We start from the raw sequence: 23,268 nt of genomic DNA, 5'->3' as shown, positions 1-23,268 counted from the left end.
AATGACAAATATTCAAATTTTTAAAGATCTGCATATAAATGATGACCTTTTATTAGTAGGAAATGTCTGGAATGTACAAAGTGCTAAAGTATATGAAAAGTTAGGATATAAAGCATTAGCCACTTCTAGCTCTGCGGTAGCTCATAGTTTAGGATACGAGGATGGAGAGGAGATGAGTTTCGATGAATATTTCTATATTGCTGAAAGAATATTAAAATCAGCGAATATTCCTTTATCTGTAGATTTAGAAGGTGGATACGGAAATACAAGCGATCAGATTGTTTCAAATATTTCAAGGTTAGCAGCCATTGGTGCAGTTGGTATTAATATAGAGGACAGTGTTGTGGTTGATGGAGCCAGAAAGTTATTAACGAAAGAAGAGCTCCATGAAAAATTTAAACCGGTTATTTCAAAATTGAAAGCGGACAATATTGATATTTTCATCAATTTCAGGACTGATCCTTTTTTGTTAGGAATTGAAAATCCTGTAGATGAAACACTGCAAAGAATAAGGATTTTTGAAGAATTAGGAGTAGATGGAATTTTCGTTCCTTGTATTACGGATGAAAACGATATCAAAACCATTGTAAATTCTACAGAAACTCCAATTAATGTAATGTGTATGCCCGATTTGCCCGATTTTGAGACCCTTAAAAATTTAGGAGTTAAAAGAATTTCTTCAGGAAATTTTTTAAATGGGTATATTTATAATCATTTGGAAGATGCAGGCCGTGAGGTACTCGTAAAACAAAGTTTTTCACCCATTTTTATGTAATGATGAGACTTACAGAAGATAGAATGTATCAGGCCTCTTTGGAAAAAGATTCCACATTCGAAGGAACTTACTGGATGGCGGTAAAAACGACAGGGATATTCTGTCGGCCCACCTGTACTGCCCGAAAACCCAAAAGAGAAAATGTAGAATTCTTTTTAGATACAAAAGAAGCTATAGAAAGTGGATATCGAGCCTGCAAAGTTTGTAAGCCTCTTGAAAAACTAAACGAAACACCACTTTATATTCAGGAATTGCTGAATGAACTAATGCGCGATGAATCTTTAAAAATCAAAGACGCCGATTTAATGACCAGACATATTGAACCGGTAACGGTTCGTCGGTGGTTCCTGAAAAATCATGGAATTACTTTTCAGGCCTATCAAAGAAAATTGCGCATGAATAAAGCTTTCAAAAAGATAAAAAATGGTGAGAGTATTATAGCAGCTGCGATCGATTCAGGATATGAGAGCTTAAGTGGATTTAATGAACGTTTTAAAAATATAGTAGGTGTCTCACCTAAAAATACCAAAATGCAAGGAATAATAGATCTTAAAAGAATTGAAACTCCACTGGGACCGATGTTTGCCTGTGCAGTAGATGAAGGGATTTGTTTGCTGGAGTTTACAGATCGGAAAAATATGGATAAACAGTTTGCATCACTGTCAAAATCTTTAAATGCAGAGATCGTTCAGGGTGAGAATAAACACTTTCAGCAATTAGAAAAGGAGCTACAGGAGTATTTTGAAGGAAAGCGAAAAACTTTTGATGTTCCGTTATATATCACCGGAACTGAATTTCAGGAAAAAGTATGGCATCTCTTATGTGAAATTCCAATGGGAGAGACCAGAACTTATAAACAGCAATCAGAGTTTTTAGGAAATCCAAAAGCAATACGTGCAGTCGGAACAGCAAATGGAATCAATAAAATAGCTATTTTAGTTCCCTGTCATCGGGTCATCGGCTCTAATGGTGATCTCGTAGGATATGCAGGAGGAATCTGGAGGAAACAAAAGTTATTGGAGTTAGAGAAGGCAATATTATTCTGATTTTATTTAAATTTATAGACCCTGATATTAAGGTCATTTTGAATCTATGAGTTCTGTAAATATAATCCAAACACTGATTGATGCTGATCTGTTTAAAACTGAAAAAAACATTCAACGTTACCAGTTTCTAAAAATAAAAGACGAGATAGACACGAATGTTTATTTTGTGGAAGAGGGAAGTGTCCGTATTTTTATCATGGATGAAGATGAAGAACGGATCATTAGGTTTGGTTATAAGGATAATATCATTGTTTCCCTGGATTCATTTTTATCAGATAAGCCATCGGATTTCTATATTCAGGCGATTAAAAAGACAAAGGTAAAAGTAGCAACAAAAAAGGATTTTTACGAATTTATTCAATCGAGTGATGAGCATTTAAAATTATGGACTTTTATTTTAGAAGATCTTGTTTTACAACAGATTGAAAGAGAAAAAGATCTTTTGATCAACTCACCTCTTGAACGTTACGAAAGGGTTTTAAAAAGAAGTCCGAAGCTATTTCAGGAAATCCCCAATAAATATATTGCCAATTACCTTAGAATGAGTCCCGAAACATTATCGAGATTAAAAAAATCTTGAGTTCAGTCAATATTTAGAAATGTAGGAATACAGAAATTTGCATAAAAAGGATCAATGAAAATTTCTTCTTCGCAATTAATATCAGAATTAACGACGATTACCCAACAACACATCCAATATGTAGAAACACTTTTGCAGAAAACAGATCAAGAGCTGAATCACAAAACATCCGAAAATAGCTGGAGTGTTCTGGAGTGTATTGAACATCTTAATCTTTACGGAGATTTTTATATTCCGGAGATTACACACAGGATATCTTCTTCTCATTCTACTACAAAGACTACATTTTCACCGGGAATCCTTGGTAATTATTTTGCAAAGTCGATGTTGCCAAAAGAAAAGCTAAATACAATGAAAACATTTAAAACAATGAATCCTATCCGCGCTAAGCTGGATAAAGGAGTATTGAAAAAATTCATTTGGCAAGAGCAACAACTATTAGTTCTGTTGGAAAAATCCAGAAACATTAATCTGGAGAAGACAAAAACAAGTATAAGTATTTCAAAACTGATCAAACTGAAACTAGGTGATACGTTACGTTTTGTTATTTATCATAATGTTAGGCATATTGAACAGACAAAAAAGGTTTTACTGGCTGTTTGAAATTTTTGAAAAAATAGAAAAGTTAATAATGTGGATATTATAAAAATTATTGAAATTGGAGCAGACTATTTTGTTTTGATTTCGTACTTTTAAACAAAAATTTACACGTGAAAAAATTAGTATTCGCACTTTGCCTATCGGCTTCAGCTTTAAGTTTTGCACAAGACTATTCAGTACCGGCTGCAAGTCCGCGTCAGAAGGTGGAACAGCAGTTCTCTATGTCTAAAATCAGTATCGATTATGGAAGACCTGGTGTAAAAGGTCGTAAAATCTTTGGAGAATTAGTTCCTTATGGACAGGTTTGGAGAGCAGGGGCCAACTCATCTACAAAAATTACATTCGGACAGGCTGTTAACTTCGGTGGTAAAATGGTGCCTGCAGGAACATATGGATTATTTATCGTTCCAACGGATAAAGAATGGAAAGTGATCTTAAATAAGGATTTTCAACAATGGGGTGCTTATACCTACGATCCGAAACAGGATGTGGTAGATGTTACTGTCCCTGTTAATAAATTAGCTGACAAGCAAGAATGGTTTGAAATTACATTAAATCCTACGGATGAAAATTCTGGGAATTTAGTGATCAAATGGGATATGGCTCAGGCAGAAGTTGCCTTAAAACCTGCAAAATTAGATGCCGTAATCAAAATTTCAGATAAACTGAAAGAAATCAAAAAAATAGAAACTGACGCTGCTAAAACAAAAAGCTAAGACAATGAATTTTTCTATTCAATCTATTTTAGAAGATAATGAATTTCAATTAATCCCCTTAATACAAGGGGATTTTGAATCTGTATATGAAGTAGCTTCTGATCCCAGAGTCTGGGAACAGCATCCTAATAAAGACCGATACAAAAGAGAGGTTTTTGAGAGTTTTTTTAAAGGTGCGATTGAAAGTAAAGGTGCTTTTAAAATTATAGATAAAGCTTCCGGGAATATATTGGGAAGCAGCCGATACTATGATTTTGATGAAAAGGACAATCATATTTTTATTGGATATACTTTTTATGGCACAAAATCCTGGGGAAAAGGGGTAAATCCAAGAGTTAAAAAACTGATGCTGGATTATATTTTTCAATTTGTAAATAAAGTTCATTTCCATATTGGGAAAGAGAACTTCCGTTCCCAAATTGCCTTGGAAAGATTGGGTGGAGAAAAAATAGGGGAAGAAGAAGTAGCCTATTTTGCAGAACCCACAAGAACCAATTTTGTATATGAAATAAAAAAGGAAAATTGGCTGAAATGAAAAAATATAAAATTCAGAAATCACCATTTGTAGTTCCTACAACAGACGGGAAATTGATCGAGGAGCATTGGGGAAATTCTACGCAAAATCCTAATGTATCCATCGCTCATATGGTAGCACCACCTGATTGGAGTGAACCCCATCAGACGCCTCAATTTGATGAATTTACAATTATTATTTCAGGAAAAAAGCAGTTTGAAATAGATGGTGAAATAGTCACCCTTGAAAAAGGACAGAGTATTATGGTGGAAAAAGGAGCAAGAGTCCGCTACAGCAACCCTTTTACCGAGCCTTGTGAGTACATTGCAATCTGCCTTCCTGCTTTTTCGATGGATTTGGTGAATAGAGAAGGATAATTTTTTTAATGTAACAATTTACCAATAAATTAATGCTGCAAAATTGAATCAAGTGACCATATCATTGCTACATTATTAAACTGGTAAATTGTTAGATTGAAGCTTTCACTTCAAAATTTCTTTCAGGAACATCAACGTATGATTCCAGGCTCTTTTTGCCATTACTTCATTATAATCAGGAGATTTTGGATCCGTGAAAGTGTGCTTAGAGTGTGCATAGGTGATAATTTGCCAGTCAGCATTTCCTTCATTCATTTCTTTGATCAGATTGTCGTAATCCTGTTGGGTTACTCCTTTGTCTTCTGCTGGATTTTCAATTAACATCTTAGGACCTATTGCTCCATTTTTTCTAGTTTGGTCCTTACCAATACTTCCATGAATGGAAACAATGCCGGCTACGGGCATATTAGATCTGGCAACTTCTAATGCTCCAGTTCCACCAAAACAGTATCCGATAACTGCTAATTTATTAGCAACAGCACCACTTTTTTTAAGTTGATCCAGTGCCAATGAAATACGCTTCTGATATTCTGCATAATTTTGTTTATAATGTCCTGAGGTTTTTCCCGCTGCATCATTATCCGCAGGGATATTTCCTTCTCCATAAATATCTGCTATAAAAGCAATATAACCTTGCTTCTCAAGTTCTATGGCTGCATTTTTAGCTTCATCATCAATTCCTTTCCATGCGGGTAATACCAATACTCCCGGAAGTTTTTTTCCGGCGTTTGAAGTTACTAGGCCATTCAGTTTTTGTGAGCCGTCCTGGTAGGAAACTGTTTTAAGGTTTTGGCTGAATAGAGCTCCAGATGTCATAAAGAGAGTTGTTAATAAGATTGAACGTATCATATTTTGTAATTTTTTAAATAAGATTTGATCCTGTCATTTCAATTGGCAATGACCTATCATATCAATAGAAATCTACATCTAAATTAATAAAAATAACTTATAATAATGATTGTCAAAATATTATTATAAGTTATTAGAACTTTAGCCCTATATCAATCAGTTCCTGTTCTAGATTAGTATCTGCATACACCTGAACAGTATGAAAGCCCAGGGTTTTTGCCATTTCTATATTTTTGGGATTATCATCAATAAAAAGGGATTCGTTAGCTTGAATGTTATAACGCTCCAATAAAAGATGCCAGATTTTAGGGTCAGGTTTTATTAATTTTTCAGTTCCTGAAACGACGATCTTACCATCGAAAAGCTGAAAAAAGTCATAGTTTTCCAAAGCATAAGGAAAGGTTTCTTCGGACCAGTTGGTCAATCCATACAAATGATAATCTGTTTTGCTTAGTTTTCTAAGAACTTCTACATTTTGTGGGATCTCGCTTTTCAACATGACATGCCAATTGTCATAATAAGCCCTGAGTTCTCTCTCCCAATCAGGAAATTTCTGAACCTGTATATTGGTTCCTTCCATGAGACTTCTTCCCCGGTCCTGTTCTTCATTCCATTCCGATTGAGCAATGTGGGTAAGGAAATATTCCATTCTGTTATCGTCATTAAAATAATCTTTAAAAAAATATCTTGGATTCCAATCCATTAAAACGCCCCCGAAATCGAATATTATGTTTTTGATGTTCATATCAATCATTTAAATTTTATTTAACCATATTTTATCTGACCACAAAAGGAACAAAAGTTTTTTTTGGGTATTTAAAATTTGAAGTTTTTTGTTTTGAAAAATAAGGAGATCACCTAAGACGAGAATCAAAAGATTTCCAAAATGCTTATGTGTCCTTTTATTGTGACTTTAATTAAAGCACTTTAAATTTATAAAAATTTAAAGTCATATTAACTATCATATGTATTTAAAAATTGTGAACTTTAGTTAACAACAGAGCCAAAGAAGATTCTTTTTAAAATTTAGTATTTTCAAAAACTCAAATGCAGTCTTTGGGGTACATTAAAACTTTTATGACTTTTTTGGTTTATATCTATGAATAGGCAAGACTGAGATTCCAGACGCCAATTCGCTTAGATCTGAATGACAAACTTTGCGCAGGATTTTCCCTAGATAAATATATAAACTGATTAATTATCTGCTTTATAAAATTGATACTGGTCATTCTCAAAATAAGCATTAATATGCTGCAAGCCGTTGGTTAAAATGATCTCTTTAGCGCCAATAATTGAATTGTATCTTGCGGTTTGCTCAAAAGTTTTTTCAGTCAGTTTGATCTGTGGAGCCTTACATTCGATTAAAATTTTTGGCTGTGCTTTTTCTGTAATAAGCAGGTCAATTCTTTTAGTAAGACCATTTAAAACGATCTTTTTTTCTGTAATCAATGCAGATACAGAATAGGATTTTACTGTGAGATAATAATGTATCCAATGTTGTCTTACCCACTCTTCAGGGGTAAGCAAAAGGTAAGTTTTACGAACTAAATCATAAATAAAAAACTTATCTTTGTCTTTCTTGAATTTAAAATCAAAAGTTTCCTGAAAATTCAGTTTTGGAAGTTCCATTAAAAGATGAAAGAATTAGATTTAATCCTCAAAAATATTAAAAATAAAGAAGTTTTACCGATTTATTTTTTCCACGGAGATGAACCTTATTTTATTGACGTTGCTGTAAAAGCTCTTGAACACGACTTTTTGGAAGAAGATGAAAAAGCTTTCAACCAGACCGTGACTTATGGAAAAGATACTTCTTATCAGGAAGTTCTTTCTTTGGCAAGGCAGTTTCCTATGATGGGAGATAAACAGGTGATTATTGTAAAAGAAGCTCAGGATCTAAAACTTAATGAAGAAGAAAATAGAATTCTGGAGGCGTATGTTGAAAATCCGATTCCATCAACAGTTCTGGTTTTTGCCCACAAACATAAAAAGCTGGATAGCAGGAAAAAGGTGACAAAAGCTTTAGATAAGGCCAAAGCACTTTTCCTCAGTGAATCGATCAGAGAGAATAATCTTCCAAAATGGATTGCTGATGAATGTTCTAAATTAAGCATAAAAACAGCCCCAAATATTTCTCACCTTTTAGCAGAATATCTTGGAAATGATCTTTCAAGGATCGCCAATGAACTGGGTAAATTAAAAATAATCCTTAAAGAAGGAGAGCTTTTGGATGGCACGATTATCGAAAACCATATCGGAATCAGTAAGGAATATAATGTTTTCGAACTCCAAAAGGCTCTAGGAACGAAAAATGCAAATGCAGCATTTAAAATTGCCCATTTTATGGGAAAGAATCCTAAGAATAATCCTTTTGTAATGATGTTGGCGAGTTTGTATAACTATTTCTCAAATGTTATTATTTATCAGACAATGCCGGGACAGTCGCCACAGGCTATTGCTTCCCAAATGGGGATTAATCCTTACTTCATCAAAGATTACGCAGAAAGTGCAAGGTTATATCCTTTAAAACACGCTACGAGAGTGGTTTCTATTTTAAGGGAATTTGATATGAAAGGAAAGGGTCTGGGAGCGGTAAATATGAGTGAAGCGGAGTTGATCAAGGAATTGGTATATAAGATTATTAATGTCGATAAATTTAAGATGAAAGTTTAGGTTATTGTAGAGTTGGGAGGTCCGGGATGCGAGTCACGGGGAAGGAAGTTAAATGTTGTTAGTTGCAAGTTGTTTAAAAGCCGTTTCGCGATTTCGAAAATGAGCCCCAATAACGGTCAGCAACGTATAAAACAATCATTGACAGTCGACATATTGATTATTGACAAGTATCATTAAAATTCCTTTAATAAAACATTAAAAATTACGAAATTAGCAGACTTTAATTTTAATCTTTTTGAAAAGTAAATTATGGAGCAAAACATTTTAGATTGTGTAATAGTTGGATCAGGGCCTTCTGGCTTTACAGCGGCAATTTATGCTGCAAGAGCAGATCTGAAGCCTGAATTATATACAGGCTTAGAGCCAGGCGGACAATTAACAACGACAACGGAGGTTGATAACTTTCCCGGATATCCTGCTGGTATTACAGGTCCTGAAATGATGATGGATTTGCAAAAACAAGCGGAAAGATTTGATACCAAAGTTCATTATGAAATGATCACGAAAGTGGAACTTTCTAAAGAAAAGGGTGGTGTTCACAAATTATTTGCCGGAAATAAAGAGATCCTTGCTAAAACCGTGATTATTTCTACAGGAGCTACAGCTAAGTATTTAGGTCTTGATGACGAAAAAAAATATAATGGAGGTGGAGTTTCTGCATGTGCTACTTGTGATGGATTTTTCTACAGAGGAAAAGATGTAGTAGTAGTAGGAGCCGGTGATACTGCGGCGGAAGAAGCAACTTACCTTGCAAAATTGGTTAATAACGTGACGATGTTGGTGAGAAAGGATGTTTTCAGAGCTTCAAAAGCGATGATCCACAGAGTAGAAAATACACCAAACATTGAAGTGAAATTCAACCACGAATTAATAGGAATAGAAGGGGAGAATAATCTTGTTGAAAGAGCGGTTGTTATTGATAACCAAACTCAGGAAAAATCTACGGTTGATGTTCACGGAATTTTTATCGCTATTGGTCACAAACCGAATACTGATATTTTTGTAGGACAAATTGACTTGGATGAAAACGGATATATCTTAACAGAAAAGGGATCTACAAGAACAAACTTACCTGGAGTTTTTGCTGCTGGTGATGTTCAGGATCATATTTACAGACAAGCAATTACAGCTGCTGGAAGTGGATGTATGGCGGCAATGGATGCTGAAAAGTATCTTGCTGAGTTACATTAATACTTATTTTGATATAATATACAATAAACGCATCATTGATTTGATGCGTTTATTTTTTATCTGATTTTCTCAAATTTTGTTGATCAGTAAGTAGATTACAGAAAATAATTAAGTTGATTTTTAGTGGATTATTTCAATTTGCTAAAATTTATCTAATAATTATTTTGTCAGAATTAAAAAACATTCTATATTTGCACCACTGAAAACGACAGTATAACTGGAGTTTAAGGAGAGATGGCAGAGTGGTCGATTGCGATAGTCTTGAAAACTATTGACTGTAACAGGTCCGGGGGTTCGAATCCCTCTCTCTCCGCAAAAGTCCCTGTAGATTACTATCTACAGGGACTTATCATTTCTAGGTGCTAAAATAGGTGCTAAATATTTTGATAGGTAATTATATATTGTTTATCCAATTACATTACAAATTCAGATTTTTACTGTCCCTAAGTTTTTCGATTTTATCTTCTATTGTATCCAAAAGTTCAAAAAGTTCTTTACAAGCAAATAAAATATCATCAAGATTTACAGGACTTCCACTGCCTAAAGAATAAACAAACTCTAAAAATACAGAAAAAAGATTTTTTTTGAGTTTTTTTGGAGGATGATATTCTATAAACCGAATCAAAGCTTGGCGTAAGGATTCACCCAACTGATTTATCTTGTTCTTTATTAGAAATTATTCCATCTTGTATAACTAATCTATTAAGTTTATTCAACAGTTTTTTTACAATGACCTTCATTTGATTTATTTCACCTTTCCCGAGATGAGTAATTTGATGCTGAAGAACCATATGATAATCGAGATAAGGAAAGAAATTAGTCTAGAACAGATCCAATTAATGATTGTATTTTCTCATTTCAGGATTTGCACACATCATTCACAGAGTTTTTATACAGCTGATTAGCTTTGTAAAACCCACTCGCTGTATTAACATCATTGGGAGAGACCTTTAGTATAGAGTTGGCTATTCCTTCCAGAGGAGTAGTGGTGGTCACATACTTTCCGACATCCGTAGCGGTATTGGATAAATATTCCAGCAAAATAGGTTTTGTAACCCATGCTGTACTCACTTGTTTCTGGTTCAACATCCTATCCAAAGGAGAATTCTCCAGTGTTTTCTCAGAAAAAGATTTTTCACCCCGTATACATTGCAGAAGGATCACCATCATATAAATAGGGGTTACCACATCTTTTCCCTGGGGTGATGCTTTTACATTCCAAGAGGGTTCATCAAAGTATTGACCATTATTGTATCTGTAGGCTCGTATTTGAAGAATAAGGTTGCATCGGATCGATTCTCATCTAAATCAGATATAAACTCACTAAGATTAATCAACGAATCTTTTATCTTATCATATTCTATTTGAACACCTAAAGTTATTCTTGGGATTTCTTCTATTAATTTTTTTTCGATTTCTTCTTTTTGTTCATCATCAACGATTTCCAATAATTCTTCGCTGTATTTTATATAACAATCATTAAAAGCTTCGTGGCTATTTAGGGAGAAATCGTGAAATGAAATTCGATTTTTATCATTAAAAAATAAATTTATGATCTCAAATAGAGAGGTCTTACCTGAATTGTTCTTACCAACAATTAATGTTATATAGTCTTCGATATTGATTTCTATATCATCTAAAAGTCTAAAATTGGTATTACTGAGTTTTGAAATTTTCATAGTATAAGTCTTCGGCGGTTTTTTAATATTAGTTTTATAATGGTACTTTACTTCAGGAACAAACTCGCTCTATATTTGTTGCTAAGTCTTCAATTTTTAAATTAGCAATAATAGAATTGATTAACTGGACATAAATAACCAATACAATTTTAGAAGTAAACTCTGTCTAATTTAAAATATATTATAATTAAGTTTCATCATTTATATTTTTTAGACCTTCCTATTTTTGAGATTTTTATATATAAATAAAAAAACCACCGCAAAAGCAGTGGTTTATTTTTATTAATCAAAGTCGCAGAATTTGCGCAACAAGAATAGTCTTTTAAAATCCAGAAGTCCATAAAAGATCATTTATTTCTATTTCACTAATATCAAAATCGTTAGGATATTTTCTAAACCCTTGTTGTTTTTTCAAATCTTCTATTGCTATCTCTGCTTTTGCCGCTGTTGAATATACTCCAATAAATCTTTCATCATCTAAATATCTATCAATAGTGTAGCTATGACTTACACTAAAAATAGTTTCTAGACTTAACTCTTTTACAGATGCATAATTCTCATCAAAAACATCACTTGCTAAAAGATAATCTCTTCCAATTTCTCCAACAACATCTTCAAATCCATTCTCCCAGTGTGTCTTATCTAATATATATTTATTAATTACAAAACTATCAGGATACGCCTTAAATCCTGATAGTTTTAGTGCTTCTTTTTTTATTTTCTCAAGACCATCTATATCATTGCAAAATCCCAAAAGCTTAGTACAAGTATTTAATTCATCTGTATAGGTATGATCAATTGCATATATAAAATATTTCATTTTTAATTATTTTTTTGGTTTTACTTCAAATCCTCTATCTCCCCACTTTTTTATCTTATTATAATCTGATGTTGGACCTGTATCTTTTTTACTGTTATTCCATTTGCCTTTACCATGGTGTTCATCTAAAACTCGTTTAGCAAATGTTTTTCCATCCTCATCCACATATGGTGCTTCTCCTTTTTCTTTAACCCATGATGGAACTTCTTTAGAAGCTTCTTTATCACTTTTACCACTCACTGGAACTTTTTTCTCTTTTGGAACATCTTGACCATTTGTATCTTTATCCTCATCTCCAGCAGTATCTTCCGTCTTCATGGTTGAAGGAGTGGTCATCATTGGATCTATGGGTGTATACCATTGTAAAGGAGGTCTTGTAGCCTCACGGTATATCTCATATCCAATCAATCCAACCAATGCAATCCATCCAATAGGATTCTCAATATTAATAGTTCCAACAGTCAGAGCCGTTGCATATCCACCATCATTACTGCTTTTGGATTTCCCTAGCATAGAAACTTGTGTGATTACAGCACTTTTATCTTTGAAATCTATCCATGTTTTTTTGTTTGCATCCCAATAAAACATTCCATCAGAATCATTCCAAACTTCTCCATCTTTTTTTCCATCATTAATTGGAAATCCTATTTCCCCCTGCATTCCAGTAGGATCATTAAATGAAATAGGATTGTTCCAAACATAACTATAAGCTTCATGAGTATATTGGCTTCTAGGATCTATCACGCCCCATCTTCCAATATCAGGCATATAGAATCTCGTACCATAGTCATACATCCCAGTCTCTTGCAGCTCCTTTCCGTTGTACTTGTAATTCTACAATCCTGCTCAACTCTCTGCAAAATCCCTACTTCAGTTTTTTTGCGCGGAACTTTACATTGTGATCGTCTGCTCTTACCCCGCTTTTTCAAAGATAATTTTTTTCTTTCAGTTGAAAAAAAATTATTTATCAACATGTTTTCCCCTTTATTAATAAGGGTTTAAAGGCTTTATGGAATAAACCTTAAATTTCTAATTTAATTTTTCCTTTTTTGTCCATTATCTTTACTACAGTATCAAATAGACCATAGATAAAATCGTATACAAAAAGTATAAGTAACTTTTAAATTTAAATATGATGTAATAAAAGCGGCTTTAAAAAAAAAATATCGCTTACTCGATATAGATTGTTGAATACTATTCTGTTTTCTTCTTTTCTGTATGTTATCTTTGCTTATAACATTATTAAAGAGAGACGATAGATTTAATTTTGACAAAAAAACTGTAAGTAACTCGTGTAAAAATAAATTTATTTACAAATTGACATTACTGTAATTTGTAATATAAAGAAATGCGGACAAGATTTTCGAACACTTTTTTAGCAAACCAATAATTTATATAACTCTATATTATATTTGTATTATGAACGAAGGAATAACACTTTTCGCCCTGCTTTTTCTAATTATTGTAGCGATGACCACTTTGGTTATTGTTTCCAGTAATGCTAGAAAAACAAAAAGTGACCGCGAACAATAGTAGCGCAATCACTTAACGATTTCATTTTTGATAGTCCGCCGTGCCAGGCGGGCTATTATTTTACAAATATATACTTTTTTTGATAGGTTTTGTTGTTCTGATTGTTTCGTTATTTATGCTGTTGTTATAAATGTGGACTAAGTCACAATGGTAAAAGATTCCATATAAAAATTACTAGATTACTTTATTATTGTTTCGTAGAGGAATTTGATCTCAATGACAAAACACTTGTTATGGTAAATGAAAACGAGCCATTGTGGGATATGGATATCTCAAAACTCTCATTACGTTCTTCTCATTCTGTGTTTAAAAGAAAAGGTAAAAATTAAAACAGTTAATTGTATAAAATTATAATTTAATATCAAACTGGTTTAAAAAGATAGCCATTTCAATCAACCTTACATCAGTAACTTCGTATTCCAGTTGCTCTCTCGGATTATCAAAATCATTAGGTAAGCCAAGTTTTATAGTTTCGCTTATTGCTTCTACATATTTTAGATAATTTGGAATACTTTGAATTTGATAATGAAAGCTACTTGAAAAAAAGTATTTACAAATCTTACTGTCCCAAATAGAGTAAACATTTGGATTGATAAATGAAGAAGTTTAGATAATCCAACCAAAGACTTATTTGTAAAAGGTTTTAAACTTTCAATCTCAATTTGAGTTAGTTTTATTTGAAACGAAAAAAAAATTCAACGGATATTTTAAATGTTTTTTTATGCGAAGACTTTGAATTAGCTATAATAAAAACACCTTTACCGAATTTGATAAAGGTGTTTTATTTTTAATATTGAATAATTATTTTAATAAATATGCTAGTCTTTATCTTCTAGATTATCAATAAACTTAGTAAATGATTTAACTATCAAATATATACTTGAATAATTACTATCATCTGATTTAGAATAGTCAAGCTCTTGTTTGTATTCCTAAAAGTCATAATTATAGTAGTTTATTAATTCCCATTTTTATTCTAAAACCAACATATGAGGATAGTTAAAATATTCTATATATAATTTATTTTCTTTTTCATAATAGCAAACACCAATGTAATCATATCCATCTTTCTGATTAATGAAAAATTTTCTTCCATCTGATAACTTAATTTTTATATCTCCAAATTTTTTCTCAAATGTTGCAAATCGTTGGCCATAATGGTTTTTATTTGAAATCTTAGGAAACTTTGTTTCATATCCATTATTTAATTTCAGACTTTTGTCAAAAAAACAATTATATTGGAACATCAAAACTATCTCAGATTCCTTTTTAGATATTAATTTTTTAGCATCTGTTAAATATTCATCTATTTCAGCTTTCTTTTCCAAATTCAAATTCTCATACTTTTCATAAGAAATTATTTTTTTAGTCTGACATGAAACAAGAGCCAATATAAAAAAGCTCACTATCAAAGATATTTTTTTATTAATTTCCATTTTGGGTTTGATTTGGTTTTTGTTGTTCTTTTTCTTTTTCTTTCCTTTCTCTATTCTCATTGATAATCTTAATATGGCTCTGCATATCAGTTGACTGAGAAGAAGTTAAATCGGTTCCTGAGCTATTACGTAGTTCTACTTTATCATTTTCTCCTGAATTCATAAGATTATTTTGATTTGCTTTTGTATTATCATCCTTACTTTCTTTATCAAAAATATGCGGTAATCCTGCTTTATGTCCTAATTCGTGGGCTAACGTTCTAGGCTTATTTTTTGACACTACCTTTCCATCATAAGTATTACCATCAGGTACGGTATACCCGTTTGTTGTTATAGGGTCTCTTGTAATAGGGTCTTCGGTAACTTTCGCAGGAGCTAATTCTATAGTAAACAAAGCTTTAGGGTCTTCAATGATTTTATAAGTCACCCCATTTTGACTTAGTATACCTGCAGCATCCTGTAAAAGAGTTTTACTGTAATCATGTCCATACTTATTATCAATTTTAACTCTCCATTCAATCGTATTATCATTTATTGGTTTAGCCTCAAGCCCTTCCAATTCTCTTGCATTTACAACTCTATTCTCTGAAAAATTATAATGAGATTGATAAGCATACTTTTCACTTAAAGGATCTATATTAAAAAATCTGCCCATCGCTGCATCATAATTTCTCCATTTAAAAGAAGTCCATCCGCTCTCCTGTTGCTGTTCTTGTTCCTGAAAACCATAAGTATAGTCCAGAGATAAACTTCCAGATGTACTCAGGGAATTGCTTCCTCCAAATTCTAACCCGAAAGGATAAAAGTCAGTCGTTCTGTCTATTGCTACATTACCTGTATCATTTTTATAGAATGCCAGTCTAATATTTCCTATCTGATCTTTATATTGATAAATATACTTATTTTTCACAAAATCAAAATAGCCCTCCGATGTAGGTGTGAATTGTAAACCTTGCCCGGTTAAAGGCACTCCTTCTATATTAACATCATAGTTGTATTGGAATCCGTCAAAGTATTCAGTTGTTTTTGATGCATCCGATTGTGCACGGCCCGAAAAATAATTATGTACTTTTTTCAGCTTTACCCCATTTGCACGATAAAGGTAACTGGTATTTTTATATTTAGTTGCTAATCCTGAGCCAAATGGATCATTCCTTTGTACAAATTGATCAAATTTAATATAATTTGGAAGGTTGAGATGGTTATATTTAATTTCTAGTATACCCTTGTCAACATGATCAGTCATATTTCCATTATTATCATAACTCATAACATTACCAGATGAATCTGGATACCCAAAATAGTTAGAAGAAGAATCTGTTACTGTATTAGGTCTGTTCCCTATATAAACATATGTTAGATTATCCATTAATTGAACCCCTATATTTTGTGCATTTCTATTTCTTTGCAATGATATAATATTTCCGTTCAAATCATAACTTAAAATTTCATTATAGTAGTTGTTTTCAGGAATTGAGGTATTAGGTTCTGAATAAATCCCACTTTTCAATCTATTCAGTCCGTCATATTTGTAAGAATATCTTTTCAATACTCCATCATTAGAGGCCTTCCAGTCAACTTCTGCAATATTTCCATTAAATTTCCCTATAGAAGAACCAGTATTAACAGGGTTTGTATATTTCATTTCATATCCAAACAAATCTGTTCCTAAAGTAGATGGATCATTGATCTTTGTCATCCAACCTCTGATATTGTATTTGTAATCTATTTGCTGAAGTGGAGTTGTTGCACTAGCACCGCCCACTTTCTTGCTTTCTAATTGAGAAAGCTCGTTGTATTTATTCTGTGTTAAGATTTCAACAGGATTACTATCAACTTGGTGGGTATTTGTAAGAAGTCTATTCTGAGGATCATAGGTGAATAATTCAGTAATAGTTCTTGGAGTATCACTACTTAATCTTTGATGCTTCGTAATGGTTTTTTGAGGTATTCCTGCAAAATCCAATTGCCTTTCTACATTAGTATATCCTCCCAAGTGGTTAAGAGCGAATTCCCTTATACCTCTTCCTTTAAGATCGTAATACAGATAGGTTTTTGTCCAGTTATCATCTTCAATATTTTTTACGTAATTGGAGACAGGCAGGCCTTTTGTACTACGTCCATATTGTTGTACATCCGAAGGAAGTACAGTCTGGTCGAATACCAAAGTAGGAAAAGGATCACCTATGAGATAGGAATCATAGTAATTAATAGACAATATCGTTTCAAAATAAGGAAAATGATCATTAGAATATTGAATTTGCATTCCATTCCTTGTAAAACCTGTTGTATTTCGATTCTCTACAATTATATTACCTGAAATCATATCTTGCATTGCAACTCTACTTGCTCCAGGAACAATTCCTGTCATAATGATTCTTCCAAACTGATCATATTTGGTAAAAAGCCATTTTGCAGTAGGAGCCATTACTGCATCTTGCGTGAAAATAAGTCTGTCAGCTTTATCATACACCATATATTCCCAACCTTTACCCGGAAGTTTCTTTTCCACTAACCTGTTTTTACCATCGTAGCGGTATTGGTAACAAAGATCAGTTAAAATAGGATCAGTTTCGAGAATCTGTGTTCCTGTAGCCAGGCCTTTAATGGCAAAAGAAGCCTTTGGGGGAATTACAAAAGCCAATTGATTATATTCATTGTAAATATAATAGGTATCTGCATTATCAGTCGCACTGATGACTTTTCTCACTAGGACAGTTTGTCCTCGTCCATTTTTAAACTCTATCGTTTCATTAGCATCCTCATCTTTTACAGAGTTTTTATAGAGTTGATTGGTTTTATAATACCCGCTGGCAGAATTAGCATCGTTAGGAGATACCTTCAGTTTAGAATTGGTTCTCCCTTCTACAGGGTCAGTGGTAGTAATATATTTTCGAACATCTGTAGCAGTATTGGCTAAGTATCCAAACAAAACAGGTTTTGTAGTCCATACTATTCCTACCTGCCTCTGTTCCAATATTCTGTATAAAGGAGATTTTTCCAATTCCTTTTCAGCATAAACTTTTTCTCCAGCAGGGTAAGCACCTGTTGGATCGGATATTGGTAATGGAACTAATCCTGGATTCTGTCCGTATATAGCTCCATTGGTCGTTGACTGTTGAGGAACAGGGAGATAATCCCTTGTTTGCTTTCCAAATCCATCATACACAATAGGGGTCACAACATCTCTTCCTAAAGGGGATGCTTTTATATTGACTACTTGTTTAGGTCTTCCTAATCCATCGAAATACTGAACCGTTTCTGAGGTTCTAACATTAGGAAGTGTAGGGTCTGACAAATAGGTTTTTGAATAAACATAGTTTTCTGTAGAAGAAAGCTGGGCATGAGCTAAACTAGCTATAAGCAAAGCACCAACATATATTATTTGATTTATTTTCTTCATCGTGTTTTAGTTTTTATAGTTGTATTTGAACTCTTTTACTACTTTATATACCAAATTTCCTGAACTGTCTTTTTCCTGCTGACGGATTTCTTTTAATCTATTGGCAGTATCATAGAGATACACTTCTCTGATTCCTGAAGGAGGAGTAATACTAGTCACTCCAATTAAAGGATCATAGGTATAAGTAGAAACCTGATAAGCTGATAACCCAGAGTTCTTTCTGAAATTATCTAATGCCGTAATTAAGGCAGGTTCATTAACTGGATTTGCTGCATCCAAATCTGAGGCATCAACGATGGCTGTTATAATTCCTAAGCTTACCAATTGAGCATAAGTTGCACCCTGTACTTTTGCAATAGGCTGGGTGTTATTATACCCCACAACAATTGCTGTTGGGACTCCATCTTTTGAAGTATATTGTTGTAGATTACCGTTAGCATCATATTTATTATAGGTAATTTCAGTGGATGGAGTATTATCTAGAACATTGTAAGATAACACAGAAGTTGGAAACAGGTTAGCAGGATCATCATACTTTATTTCAGATCTTGAAATTGTTTTTCCAGCATCGTCAGCGTTTTGTTTCTCAACCACAGTTGTTTCTAATGGGATTCCAATCATATTGGCAGCAATCAGCTTTTGATTCCCTTTTTCGTGGGCATATTGGTAATTAGTCTCTGTGACTTTTCCATCAGTACTTGTATTCTTAACCTTGGACAAATCCACTCCGTTGGCCGATTGATAGAAATATTCTGATTTAGATGATAATAAATTATTGTTTAAGTACTTTTTAGTGACATTAGAACTCATGAAGTTATTGTAATAATAATTCCTTAAAGGATTCATCCATGCATTTGATATGTTCATTGAAATATGATACTTATCCAGTCTTGACGGGTCTTCATTATATAAATAGACTTGTTCTTCCAAAAGTTTTCCTGATTCATCTTTAATAAGTCTTCTAGAAAGCTTATCCCTTTCAATACTCCTGCTTGCTGGCATGAATAAAAGATTCTTGACCGCTGGCATTGGGCTGTAATCCCCTGCTGTAAGTTGTAATGAATTATCAAAATGCACGTCTGGCCTATCTATATAAGTTGTAAAATAATCAGTAGTGCTTCCATTACCAGATAACTTTTCAGTTACCTTTGAATAACTTATAACAGCCCCTTCCGTTAAACTTCTTGAATAACCTGAGGCAGTCTGAATATATTTTGTACCATCAATTGACCATGGAATACAGAATAACCAACCACTACCTCCTGAACAGAATTTACCACTTATCTGTGCATTGTAGGAGAAAAAATATCTTGGCCACTCGGTAAGGATACCAGAGGACTGGTCAAGATCATTTGTGTATATAAATTCCCTAGTATTTTGATTTGCATTAAGATCATAATCATAAATTTTCTGTAACCTTGTTCCTCCCACAATCCCATTTACTGAGTAAAGCTTAGGGAGAAAACTATTATCAGATCTTCGTTCTAATCTAAAATTGTAACTATGTGGTTCATAATCAAAGAAAGAGCTTCCTTTTGTGGGGTATTTAACACTCTGCAGGGCATACATCTTTGAATAAGAAAAATTAGGTTCCCTTACATCTGAAGTATACTGATAATCCCCATTGCTTGAGTAATTTACCGAAGGGAAAATAGCTAAAGGAGCATCGTTAGAGGTCTTTCCATTATAATACCCCCAGTAATCTACAGCAAAAGTGATAGGGCTTGGTGTATTAGCCGCACTGCTGGTGTCATACGAAAATTCGTAGGGCTCTTTTCCCATTTCTTTTACCGTTTTAAGAAATATTCTTGGGTATTGGGTATTGTATACTTCATACCCAAAATCAATCGTATTAGTCAGGTTGGTTTGATTATATAACTGTATTTTTTCCAGTTTCTTTTGAGGCACTTTTCCAAACTGGCTACCACTAATGGCTACATTTTTATAAAGGTTATCCTGATCAGAGTAGGAGAAAACAATTTTGTAATCCTTATACTCAATATTTGATAGATAAGCTTTTTTTACCAGGTTAAAAACTTGTTTCCAATTGCTATCTCCCATAGAATGAAGATCCAAAAACTTTTTCAGATCACTGTACTGTGGAAGTGGCTTCCAGAAATTATTTTGATCTATAATACAAAAACTGCTATAAACATTATTGGGAGCAATATTATCTGCTTGATAATTATATTTTAAAACATCCCCATTCTGATATTCTGTTTTATATTGATACCAGCTGCTGATCACAGGAGTTTGAGCATTAATACCTGTTGCAATTCCTCCTAAAAAAACATTATACTCTAAATTTTTACTCTCTTTCCCAAAGTAATATTTATTCCCTACTTCATCTGTTATGATGATTTCTGATTCACTTAACGGACTGCAAACACTGGTGTAAGGCTGGGAATTCATTCCCGAAAGGTCTACTTTAAGTTTATGAGGTTCACTGGTAACCACCTCTACTTTCCCATCAGGGGCTATGAAGAAACTTCCAGAAATACCATTAAAATTAAATGAATATTTATCAGACGTTGTTTCATATTTTGTAGAATTAGTATTAGGATAGCCATTTAATCGTACCTCAAAAAAGTCGTCATTCAAATTGTCTACTGCACCAGATAATTTATTAGGATTGATCGTTGATAAGTCATTATCTGTTGGAAGCTCAGAGGTATTAGTACCGAACTGCTTTATTCCTACCAGATATCCATGCTCATAATGACCATTAATACCATTACCCGTTTGTGGGGATCCTGCTTGGTCATCAGCTTCACCCACAACACTTCGTGTAATAACTCCTCCTGACATCAGATTCCAGTTAAACCCTACAATACCAGACTTCTTGTCAGGTATAAAACCAGATGCATTATAATTGAGATCCAAACTTACTTTATCCCCATTTTGTGTAGGAATTGATAATAAAGGGATGCTTAAATCAAGTTCTCCTATGTTCTTTTTGATAGGGATATTACCATATCTTATAAAGTCCGTAGCTTGTGGGCTTTTTGTATTTTTACTAAATGAGCCGGTTAAGTCTTTAGCAGATTGAGCATTGCCCAAGATACCAGACAATGTAATTGCCAATAATGTGATCTTCTTCATTATTTCTTGATTAATTTAGCATTAGCAGTTTTATTAGTATCCGTTTTTATTACTATTAAATAAGCTCCCTGTATTAAAGATTGCGTATTGATTTTAGTCACTTCATTCTTTGTTTTCAAATTCTGTAATTGTCTTCCTCCCATGTCATACAGAGTAATATCAGCTTCTTTAAAATCAAAACCTATTTCTACATAAGCATAATCTGATACAGGATTCGGATAGATCTTAATATCTTGTTTTACTATGAGCTGATCGATCTGCTTATCTCCCAGTTTTATAATCTTCCAGTTTTCTTTTCCGAGTTCCTCAGCACTGGTTCCTGCAAGTATAATTGAGCCATCTCTATTTAGTTTAATATCAGATAATCTTTCTTCTCTTTTTCTGGAAACCCCTTCTACATGTTTCCTCCACTGTTCATTTCCGTTTTGATCCAGATACAGCATCCAGAACTTCTCATCATTTGCTTCTATCCTTCCTTCTGCCTGAGTGTAACCACCTAAAAGAAGCCCTTTAGTTTTATCATCTGCTGAATGAATCACACTCATTCCCATTAAGATATCTCTGTTTTTAAAATTGTAAGATTTCTGCCACTCTTCATCTCCTCTTTCATCGAGTGAGATTAACCATAAATCGGTTCCTTCTTCAATACCAATGGTCTTATTTCCTGAGCGCTCAGAACGACTTTCACCTCCAATAATATATCCGTTTGAAGTTAAAGCGAGGGTTCTTAAATGATCATCACCTTTTCCTCCAAAATTCTTTTCCCATTCTACTTTTCCTGATTTGTCCAATTTGACAATCCAATAGTCTCCTTCTCCAAAGTTTTCAGTTTGTTTTGAACCTCCAGCACTGCTTCTGGAATAGATTCCTAACAAAGCTCCACCGTCACGGGTTGGAATCATCTTTTCAACTTCATCATTTCCCCTTCCGCCAAACAAAGATTGTGAAAGTTCTTTTCCGTTTTTATCGAGTTTTATAATTAAGACATCTTTTGAACCATAACCTTTAGCTGAGTTTTGAACATTCCCAGCTACAAAGAATCCTAAATCAGTAGTCTGAACAACAGCTCTTGCTTCCTCCTTGGCACTTGTTCCTAGAGTTTTTTGCCATAATTCATCGCCAAATTCATTGATTCTAACCAGCCAAATATCAGATCCACCTTTAGAATCATCTTTTTTGTCCAGACTTTTTGAGGAATATGAGGTGCCTGAAATTATGAAACCTCCTTCCTGAGTTGCAACTGTAGCGGATAAATAGTCATGATTTTGTCCTGAGAAGTATTTTTCCCAAACCTGATCACCTCGCTGGTTCAGTTTTACTAAATGAAAATCGTACCCGTTATTTTGTTTACCTTCAATTTTAGATGCCTGAATAGCACTCCCAGTAATTAAATACTGTCCATCGATCGTTGTAGTGACTTGACTAAGAAAATCCTGCGTACTGGATTTAATATCTTTTTGCCAAAGTATTTCCTGAGATCTTACAAATAAAAATGTGCAGATAGTCAATGCACCTATGTAGATTTTTTTCACCTATTTTGTGTATTATAATTAATATTAGTTTTCATTATATAAATTTTACAAATTTAACCCTTTTTAGCATTCATTAATTTCATATTAAGAAGAATTAACATGAATTACATCATGTTTTTAACTTTATCCTACGTTCTCATTTTAAGTTGTTATGGTTATTAATTTTTACAATGCAAAGATACTCCTGCTATACGACAGAACTTGTCGTATTATAAATACTCAAAAGTTTTTTAATTTGTATTTTAAAAATATTAGTATTAAAAATAGTTTCATTATGGGTTACCATAAAGCAAGATAGGATCATAATATTCGTTCCCTGGATAAAAATAGCTTATAATAGACTTTAAAGCTGAACCTGCGTAATTTTTACGCAGGTTTTCACCTAACCAGAGTAAATTTCACCTACCTAATTGTAACATCTTGTCTTGTCCTAAAATAGGTT

20 protein-coding genes, 1 tRNA gene and 2 pseudogenes are annotated in these 23,268 nt (G+C 33.2%); 11 read left to right on the top strand and 12 right to left on the bottom strand.

Annotation, left to right across the window (positions count from 1 at the left end):
• Position 1 precedes the first annotated feature (1 nt).
• The 8 genes and pseudogenes from J7E44_RS20930 (at position 2) to J7E44_RS20900 (ending at position 4,608) form a co-directional block, all read left to right on the top strand.
• Positions 2-775 carry an isocitrate lyase/PEP mutase family protein gene (locus J7E44_RS20930; RefSeq protein WP_251040641.1) on the top strand — a complete coding sequence of 258 codons (774 nt, stop codon included), beginning with the start codon at positions 2-4 and terminating at the stop codon, positions 773-775.
• Positions 775-1,293, top strand: a pseudogene (locus tag J7E44_RS24000) (bifunctional transcriptional activator/DNA repair enzyme AdaA); the annotation flags it as partial. The gene J7E44_RS20930 and the pseudogene J7E44_RS24000, both read left to right, overlap by 1 nt.
• Before the next feature lie 12 nt (positions 1,294-1,305).
• Entirely contained in the window at positions 1,306-1,821 is a 516-nt protein-coding gene (locus tag J7E44_RS23995; protein ID WP_251040646.1) for a methylated-DNA--[protein]-cysteine S-methyltransferase, read from the top strand.
• A 46-nt stretch (positions 1,822-1,867) separates the two neighbouring features.
• Positions 1,868-2,401 carry a Crp/Fnr family transcriptional regulator gene (locus J7E44_RS20920; protein WP_214833265.1) on the top strand — a complete coding sequence of 178 codons (534 nt, stop codon included), beginning with the start codon at positions 1,868-1,870 and terminating at the stop codon, positions 2,399-2,401.
• A gap of 54 nt (positions 2,402-2,455) precedes the next feature.
• Positions 2,456-3,004, top strand: coding sequence for a DinB family protein (locus J7E44_RS20915; RefSeq protein ID WP_214833263.1), 549 nt, complete (start codon positions 2,456-2,458; stop codon positions 3,002-3,004).
• A gap of 107 nt (positions 3,005-3,111) precedes the next feature.
• Positions 3,112-3,717 carry a DUF2911 domain-containing protein gene (locus tag J7E44_RS20910; protein WP_214833261.1) on the top strand — a complete coding sequence of 202 codons (606 nt, stop codon included), beginning with the start codon at positions 3,112-3,114 and terminating at the stop codon, positions 3,715-3,717.
• A gap of 4 nt (positions 3,718-3,721) precedes the next feature.
• Positions 3,722-4,252, top strand: coding sequence for a GNAT family N-acetyltransferase (locus tag J7E44_RS20905; RefSeq protein WP_214833258.1), 531 nt, complete (start codon positions 3,722-3,724; stop codon positions 4,250-4,252).
• Entirely contained in the window at positions 4,249-4,608 is a 360-nt protein-coding gene (locus J7E44_RS20900) for a cupin domain-containing protein (protein ID WP_214833256.1), read from the top strand. The genes J7E44_RS20905 and J7E44_RS20900 overlap by 4 nt, the downstream gene beginning before the upstream one ends.
• A 105-nt stretch (positions 4,609-4,713) precedes the next feature.
• On the opposite strand, the gene J7E44_RS20895 is transcribed toward J7E44_RS20900, so the two are convergent.
• The 3 genes from J7E44_RS20895 to J7E44_RS20885 all read right to left on the bottom strand — a co-directional run bounded on the left by J7E44_RS20895 (position 4,714) and on the right by J7E44_RS20885 (position 7,086).
• Positions 4,714-5,457 carry a dienelactone hydrolase family protein gene (locus J7E44_RS20895; RefSeq protein WP_214833254.1) on the bottom strand — a complete coding sequence of 248 codons (744 nt, stop codon included), beginning with the start codon at positions 5,455-5,457 and terminating at the stop codon, positions 4,714-4,716.
• Between the two features lie 133 nt (positions 5,458-5,590).
• Positions 5,591-6,202, bottom strand: coding sequence for an HAD family hydrolase (locus J7E44_RS20890; protein ID WP_214833252.1), 612 nt, complete (start codon positions 6,200-6,202; stop codon positions 5,591-5,593).
• A gap of 449 nt (positions 6,203-6,651) precedes the next feature.
• Positions 6,652-7,086, bottom strand: coding sequence for a type I restriction enzyme HsdR N-terminal domain-containing protein (locus J7E44_RS20885; protein ID WP_200245366.1), 435 nt, complete (start codon positions 7,084-7,086; stop codon positions 6,652-6,654).
• 6 nt (positions 7,087-7,092) lie between these two features.
• Between J7E44_RS20885 and holA the strand changes: the two genes are divergently transcribed.
• The 3 genes from holA to J7E44_RS20870 all read left to right on the top strand — a co-directional run bounded on the left by holA (position 7,093) and on the right by J7E44_RS20870 (position 9,634).
• Positions 7,093-8,130, top strand: coding sequence for a DNA polymerase III subunit delta (holA, locus tag J7E44_RS20880; RefSeq protein ID WP_214833250.1), 1,038 nt, complete (start codon positions 7,093-7,095; stop codon positions 8,128-8,130).
• A 249-nt stretch (positions 8,131-8,379) separates the two neighbouring features.
• On the top strand, positions 8,380-9,321 hold the full coding sequence (gene trxB, locus J7E44_RS20875) for a thioredoxin-disulfide reductase (protein WP_214833248.1): 942 nt from the start codon (positions 8,380-8,382) through the stop codon (positions 9,319-9,321).
• Positions 9,322-9,549: 228 nt separating this feature from the next.
• Positions 9,550-9,634: transfer RNA gene (locus J7E44_RS20870), tRNA-Ser, on the top strand.
• 105 nt (positions 9,635-9,739) lie between these two features.
• Here J7E44_RS20870 and J7E44_RS20865 read toward each other — a convergent pair.
• The 9 genes and pseudogenes from J7E44_RS20865 to J7E44_RS20825 form a co-directional block, all read right to left on the bottom strand.
• Positions 9,740-9,970, bottom strand: coding sequence for a hypothetical protein (locus tag J7E44_RS20865; RefSeq protein WP_214833246.1), 231 nt, complete (start codon positions 9,968-9,970; stop codon positions 9,740-9,742).
• Positions 9,971-10,179: 209 nt separating this feature from the next.
• Positions 10,180-10,491 carry a hypothetical protein gene (locus J7E44_RS20860; protein ID WP_214833244.1) on the bottom strand — a complete coding sequence of 104 codons (312 nt, stop codon included), beginning with the start codon at positions 10,489-10,491 and terminating at the stop codon, positions 10,180-10,182.
• 41 nt (positions 10,492-10,532) lie between these two features.
• Positions 10,533-11,000 carry an AAA family ATPase gene (locus tag J7E44_RS20855; RefSeq protein WP_214833242.1) on the bottom strand — a complete coding sequence of 156 codons (468 nt, stop codon included), beginning with the start codon at positions 10,998-11,000 and terminating at the stop codon, positions 10,533-10,535.
• 322 nt (positions 11,001-11,322) lie between these two features.
• On the bottom strand, positions 11,323-11,820 hold the full coding sequence (locus tag J7E44_RS20850) for a DUF7336 domain-containing protein (RefSeq protein ID WP_214833240.1): 498 nt from the start codon (positions 11,818-11,820) through the stop codon (positions 11,323-11,325).
• Between the two features lie 6 nt (positions 11,821-11,826).
• Positions 11,827-12,642 (bottom strand): annotated as a pseudogene (locus J7E44_RS20845) (RHS repeat-associated core domain-containing protein); the annotation flags it as partial.
• A gap of 1,682 nt (positions 12,643-14,324) precedes the next feature.
• Positions 14,325-14,789 (bottom strand): hypothetical protein, encoded by a 465-nt coding sequence (locus J7E44_RS20840; protein WP_214833236.1) that lies wholly within the window; start codon positions 14,787-14,789, stop codon positions 14,325-14,327.
• On the bottom strand, positions 14,779-18,192 hold the full coding sequence (locus J7E44_RS23990) for a DUF6443 domain-containing protein (RefSeq protein ID WP_251040640.1): 3,414 nt from the start codon (positions 18,190-18,192) through the stop codon (positions 14,779-14,781). The genes J7E44_RS20840 and J7E44_RS23990 overlap by 11 nt, the downstream gene beginning before the upstream one ends.
• Positions 18,193-18,198: 6 nt before the next feature.
• Positions 18,199-21,294, bottom strand: a complete 3,096-nt coding sequence (locus J7E44_RS20830; protein WP_214833234.1) for a hypothetical protein — start codon at positions 21,292-21,294, stop codon at positions 18,199-18,201.
• On the bottom strand, positions 21,294-22,826 hold the full coding sequence (locus J7E44_RS20825) for a T9SS type A sorting domain-containing protein (protein ID WP_214833232.1): 1,533 nt from the start codon (positions 22,824-22,826) through the stop codon (positions 21,294-21,296). The genes J7E44_RS20830 and J7E44_RS20825 overlap by 1 nt, the downstream gene beginning before the upstream one ends.
• Positions 22,827-23,268 lie beyond the last annotated feature (442 nt).

This window comes from Chryseobacterium sp. ISL-6 (genome assembly GCF_018613715.1).
In the GTDB taxonomy this organism is placed as follows: Bacteria; Bacteroidota; Bacteroidia; order Flavobacteriales; family Weeksellaceae; genus Chryseobacterium; species Chryseobacterium paludis.
Note: the sequence above shows the minus strand (reverse complement) of the source record. Positions and strands in the feature narration are given on the sequence as shown.

Excerpts from the sequence above, each read along its gene's own strand:
- J7E44_RS20930 (WP_251040641.1), top strand. The coding sequence starts at position 2 with ATGACAAATATTCAAATTTTTAAAGATCTGCATATAAATGATGACCTT.
- J7E44_RS23995 (WP_251040646.1), top strand. The coding sequence starts at position 1,306 with ATGCAAGGAATAATAGATCTTAAAAGAATTGAAACTCCACTGGGACCG.
- J7E44_RS20920 (WP_214833265.1), top strand. The coding sequence starts at position 1,868 with ATGAGTTCTGTAAATATAATCCAAACACTGATTGATGCTGATCTGTTT.
- J7E44_RS20915 (WP_214833263.1), top strand. The coding sequence starts at position 2,456 with ATGAAAATTTCTTCTTCGCAATTAATATCAGAATTAACGACGATTACC.
- J7E44_RS20905 (WP_214833258.1), top strand. The coding sequence starts at position 3,722 with ATGAATTTTTCTATTCAATCTATTTTAGAAGATAATGAATTTCAATTA.
- J7E44_RS20900 (WP_214833256.1), top strand. The coding sequence starts at position 4,249 with ATGAAAAAATATAAAATTCAGAAATCACCATTTGTAGTTCCTACAACA.
- J7E44_RS20895 (WP_214833254.1), bottom strand. The coding sequence starts at position 5,457 with ATGATACGTTCAATCTTATTAACAACTCTCTTTATGACATCTGGAGCT.
- J7E44_RS20890 (WP_214833252.1), bottom strand. The coding sequence starts at position 6,202 with ATGAACATCAAAAACATAATATTCGATTTCGGGGGCGTTTTAATGGAT.
- J7E44_RS20885 (WP_200245366.1), bottom strand. The coding sequence starts at position 7,086 with ATGGAACTTCCAAAACTGAATTTTCAGGAAACTTTTGATTTTAAATTC.
- holA (WP_214833250.1), top strand. The coding sequence starts at position 7,093 with ATGAAAGAATTAGATTTAATCCTCAAAAATATTAAAAATAAAGAAGTT.
- trxB (WP_214833248.1), top strand. The coding sequence starts at position 8,380 with ATGGAGCAAAACATTTTAGATTGTGTAATAGTTGGATCAGGGCCTTCT.
- J7E44_RS20860 (WP_214833244.1), bottom strand. The coding sequence starts at position 10,491 with ATGATGGTGATCCTTCTGCAATGTATACGGGGTGAAAAATCTTTTTCT.
- J7E44_RS20855 (WP_214833242.1), bottom strand. The coding sequence starts at position 11,000 with ATGAAAATTTCAAAACTCAGTAATACCAATTTTAGACTTTTAGATGAT.
- J7E44_RS20850 (WP_214833240.1), bottom strand. The coding sequence starts at position 11,820 with ATGAAATATTTTATATATGCAATTGATCATACCTATACAGATGAATTA.
- J7E44_RS20840 (WP_214833236.1), bottom strand. The coding sequence starts at position 14,789 with ATGGAAATTAATAAAAAAATATCTTTGATAGTGAGCTTTTTTATATTG.
- J7E44_RS23990 (WP_251040640.1), bottom strand. The coding sequence starts at position 18,192 with ATGAAGAAAATAAATCAAATAATATATGTTGGTGCTTTGCTTATAGCT.
- J7E44_RS20830 (WP_214833234.1), bottom strand. The coding sequence starts at position 21,294 with ATGAAGAAGATCACATTATTGGCAATTACATTGTCTGGTATCTTGGGC.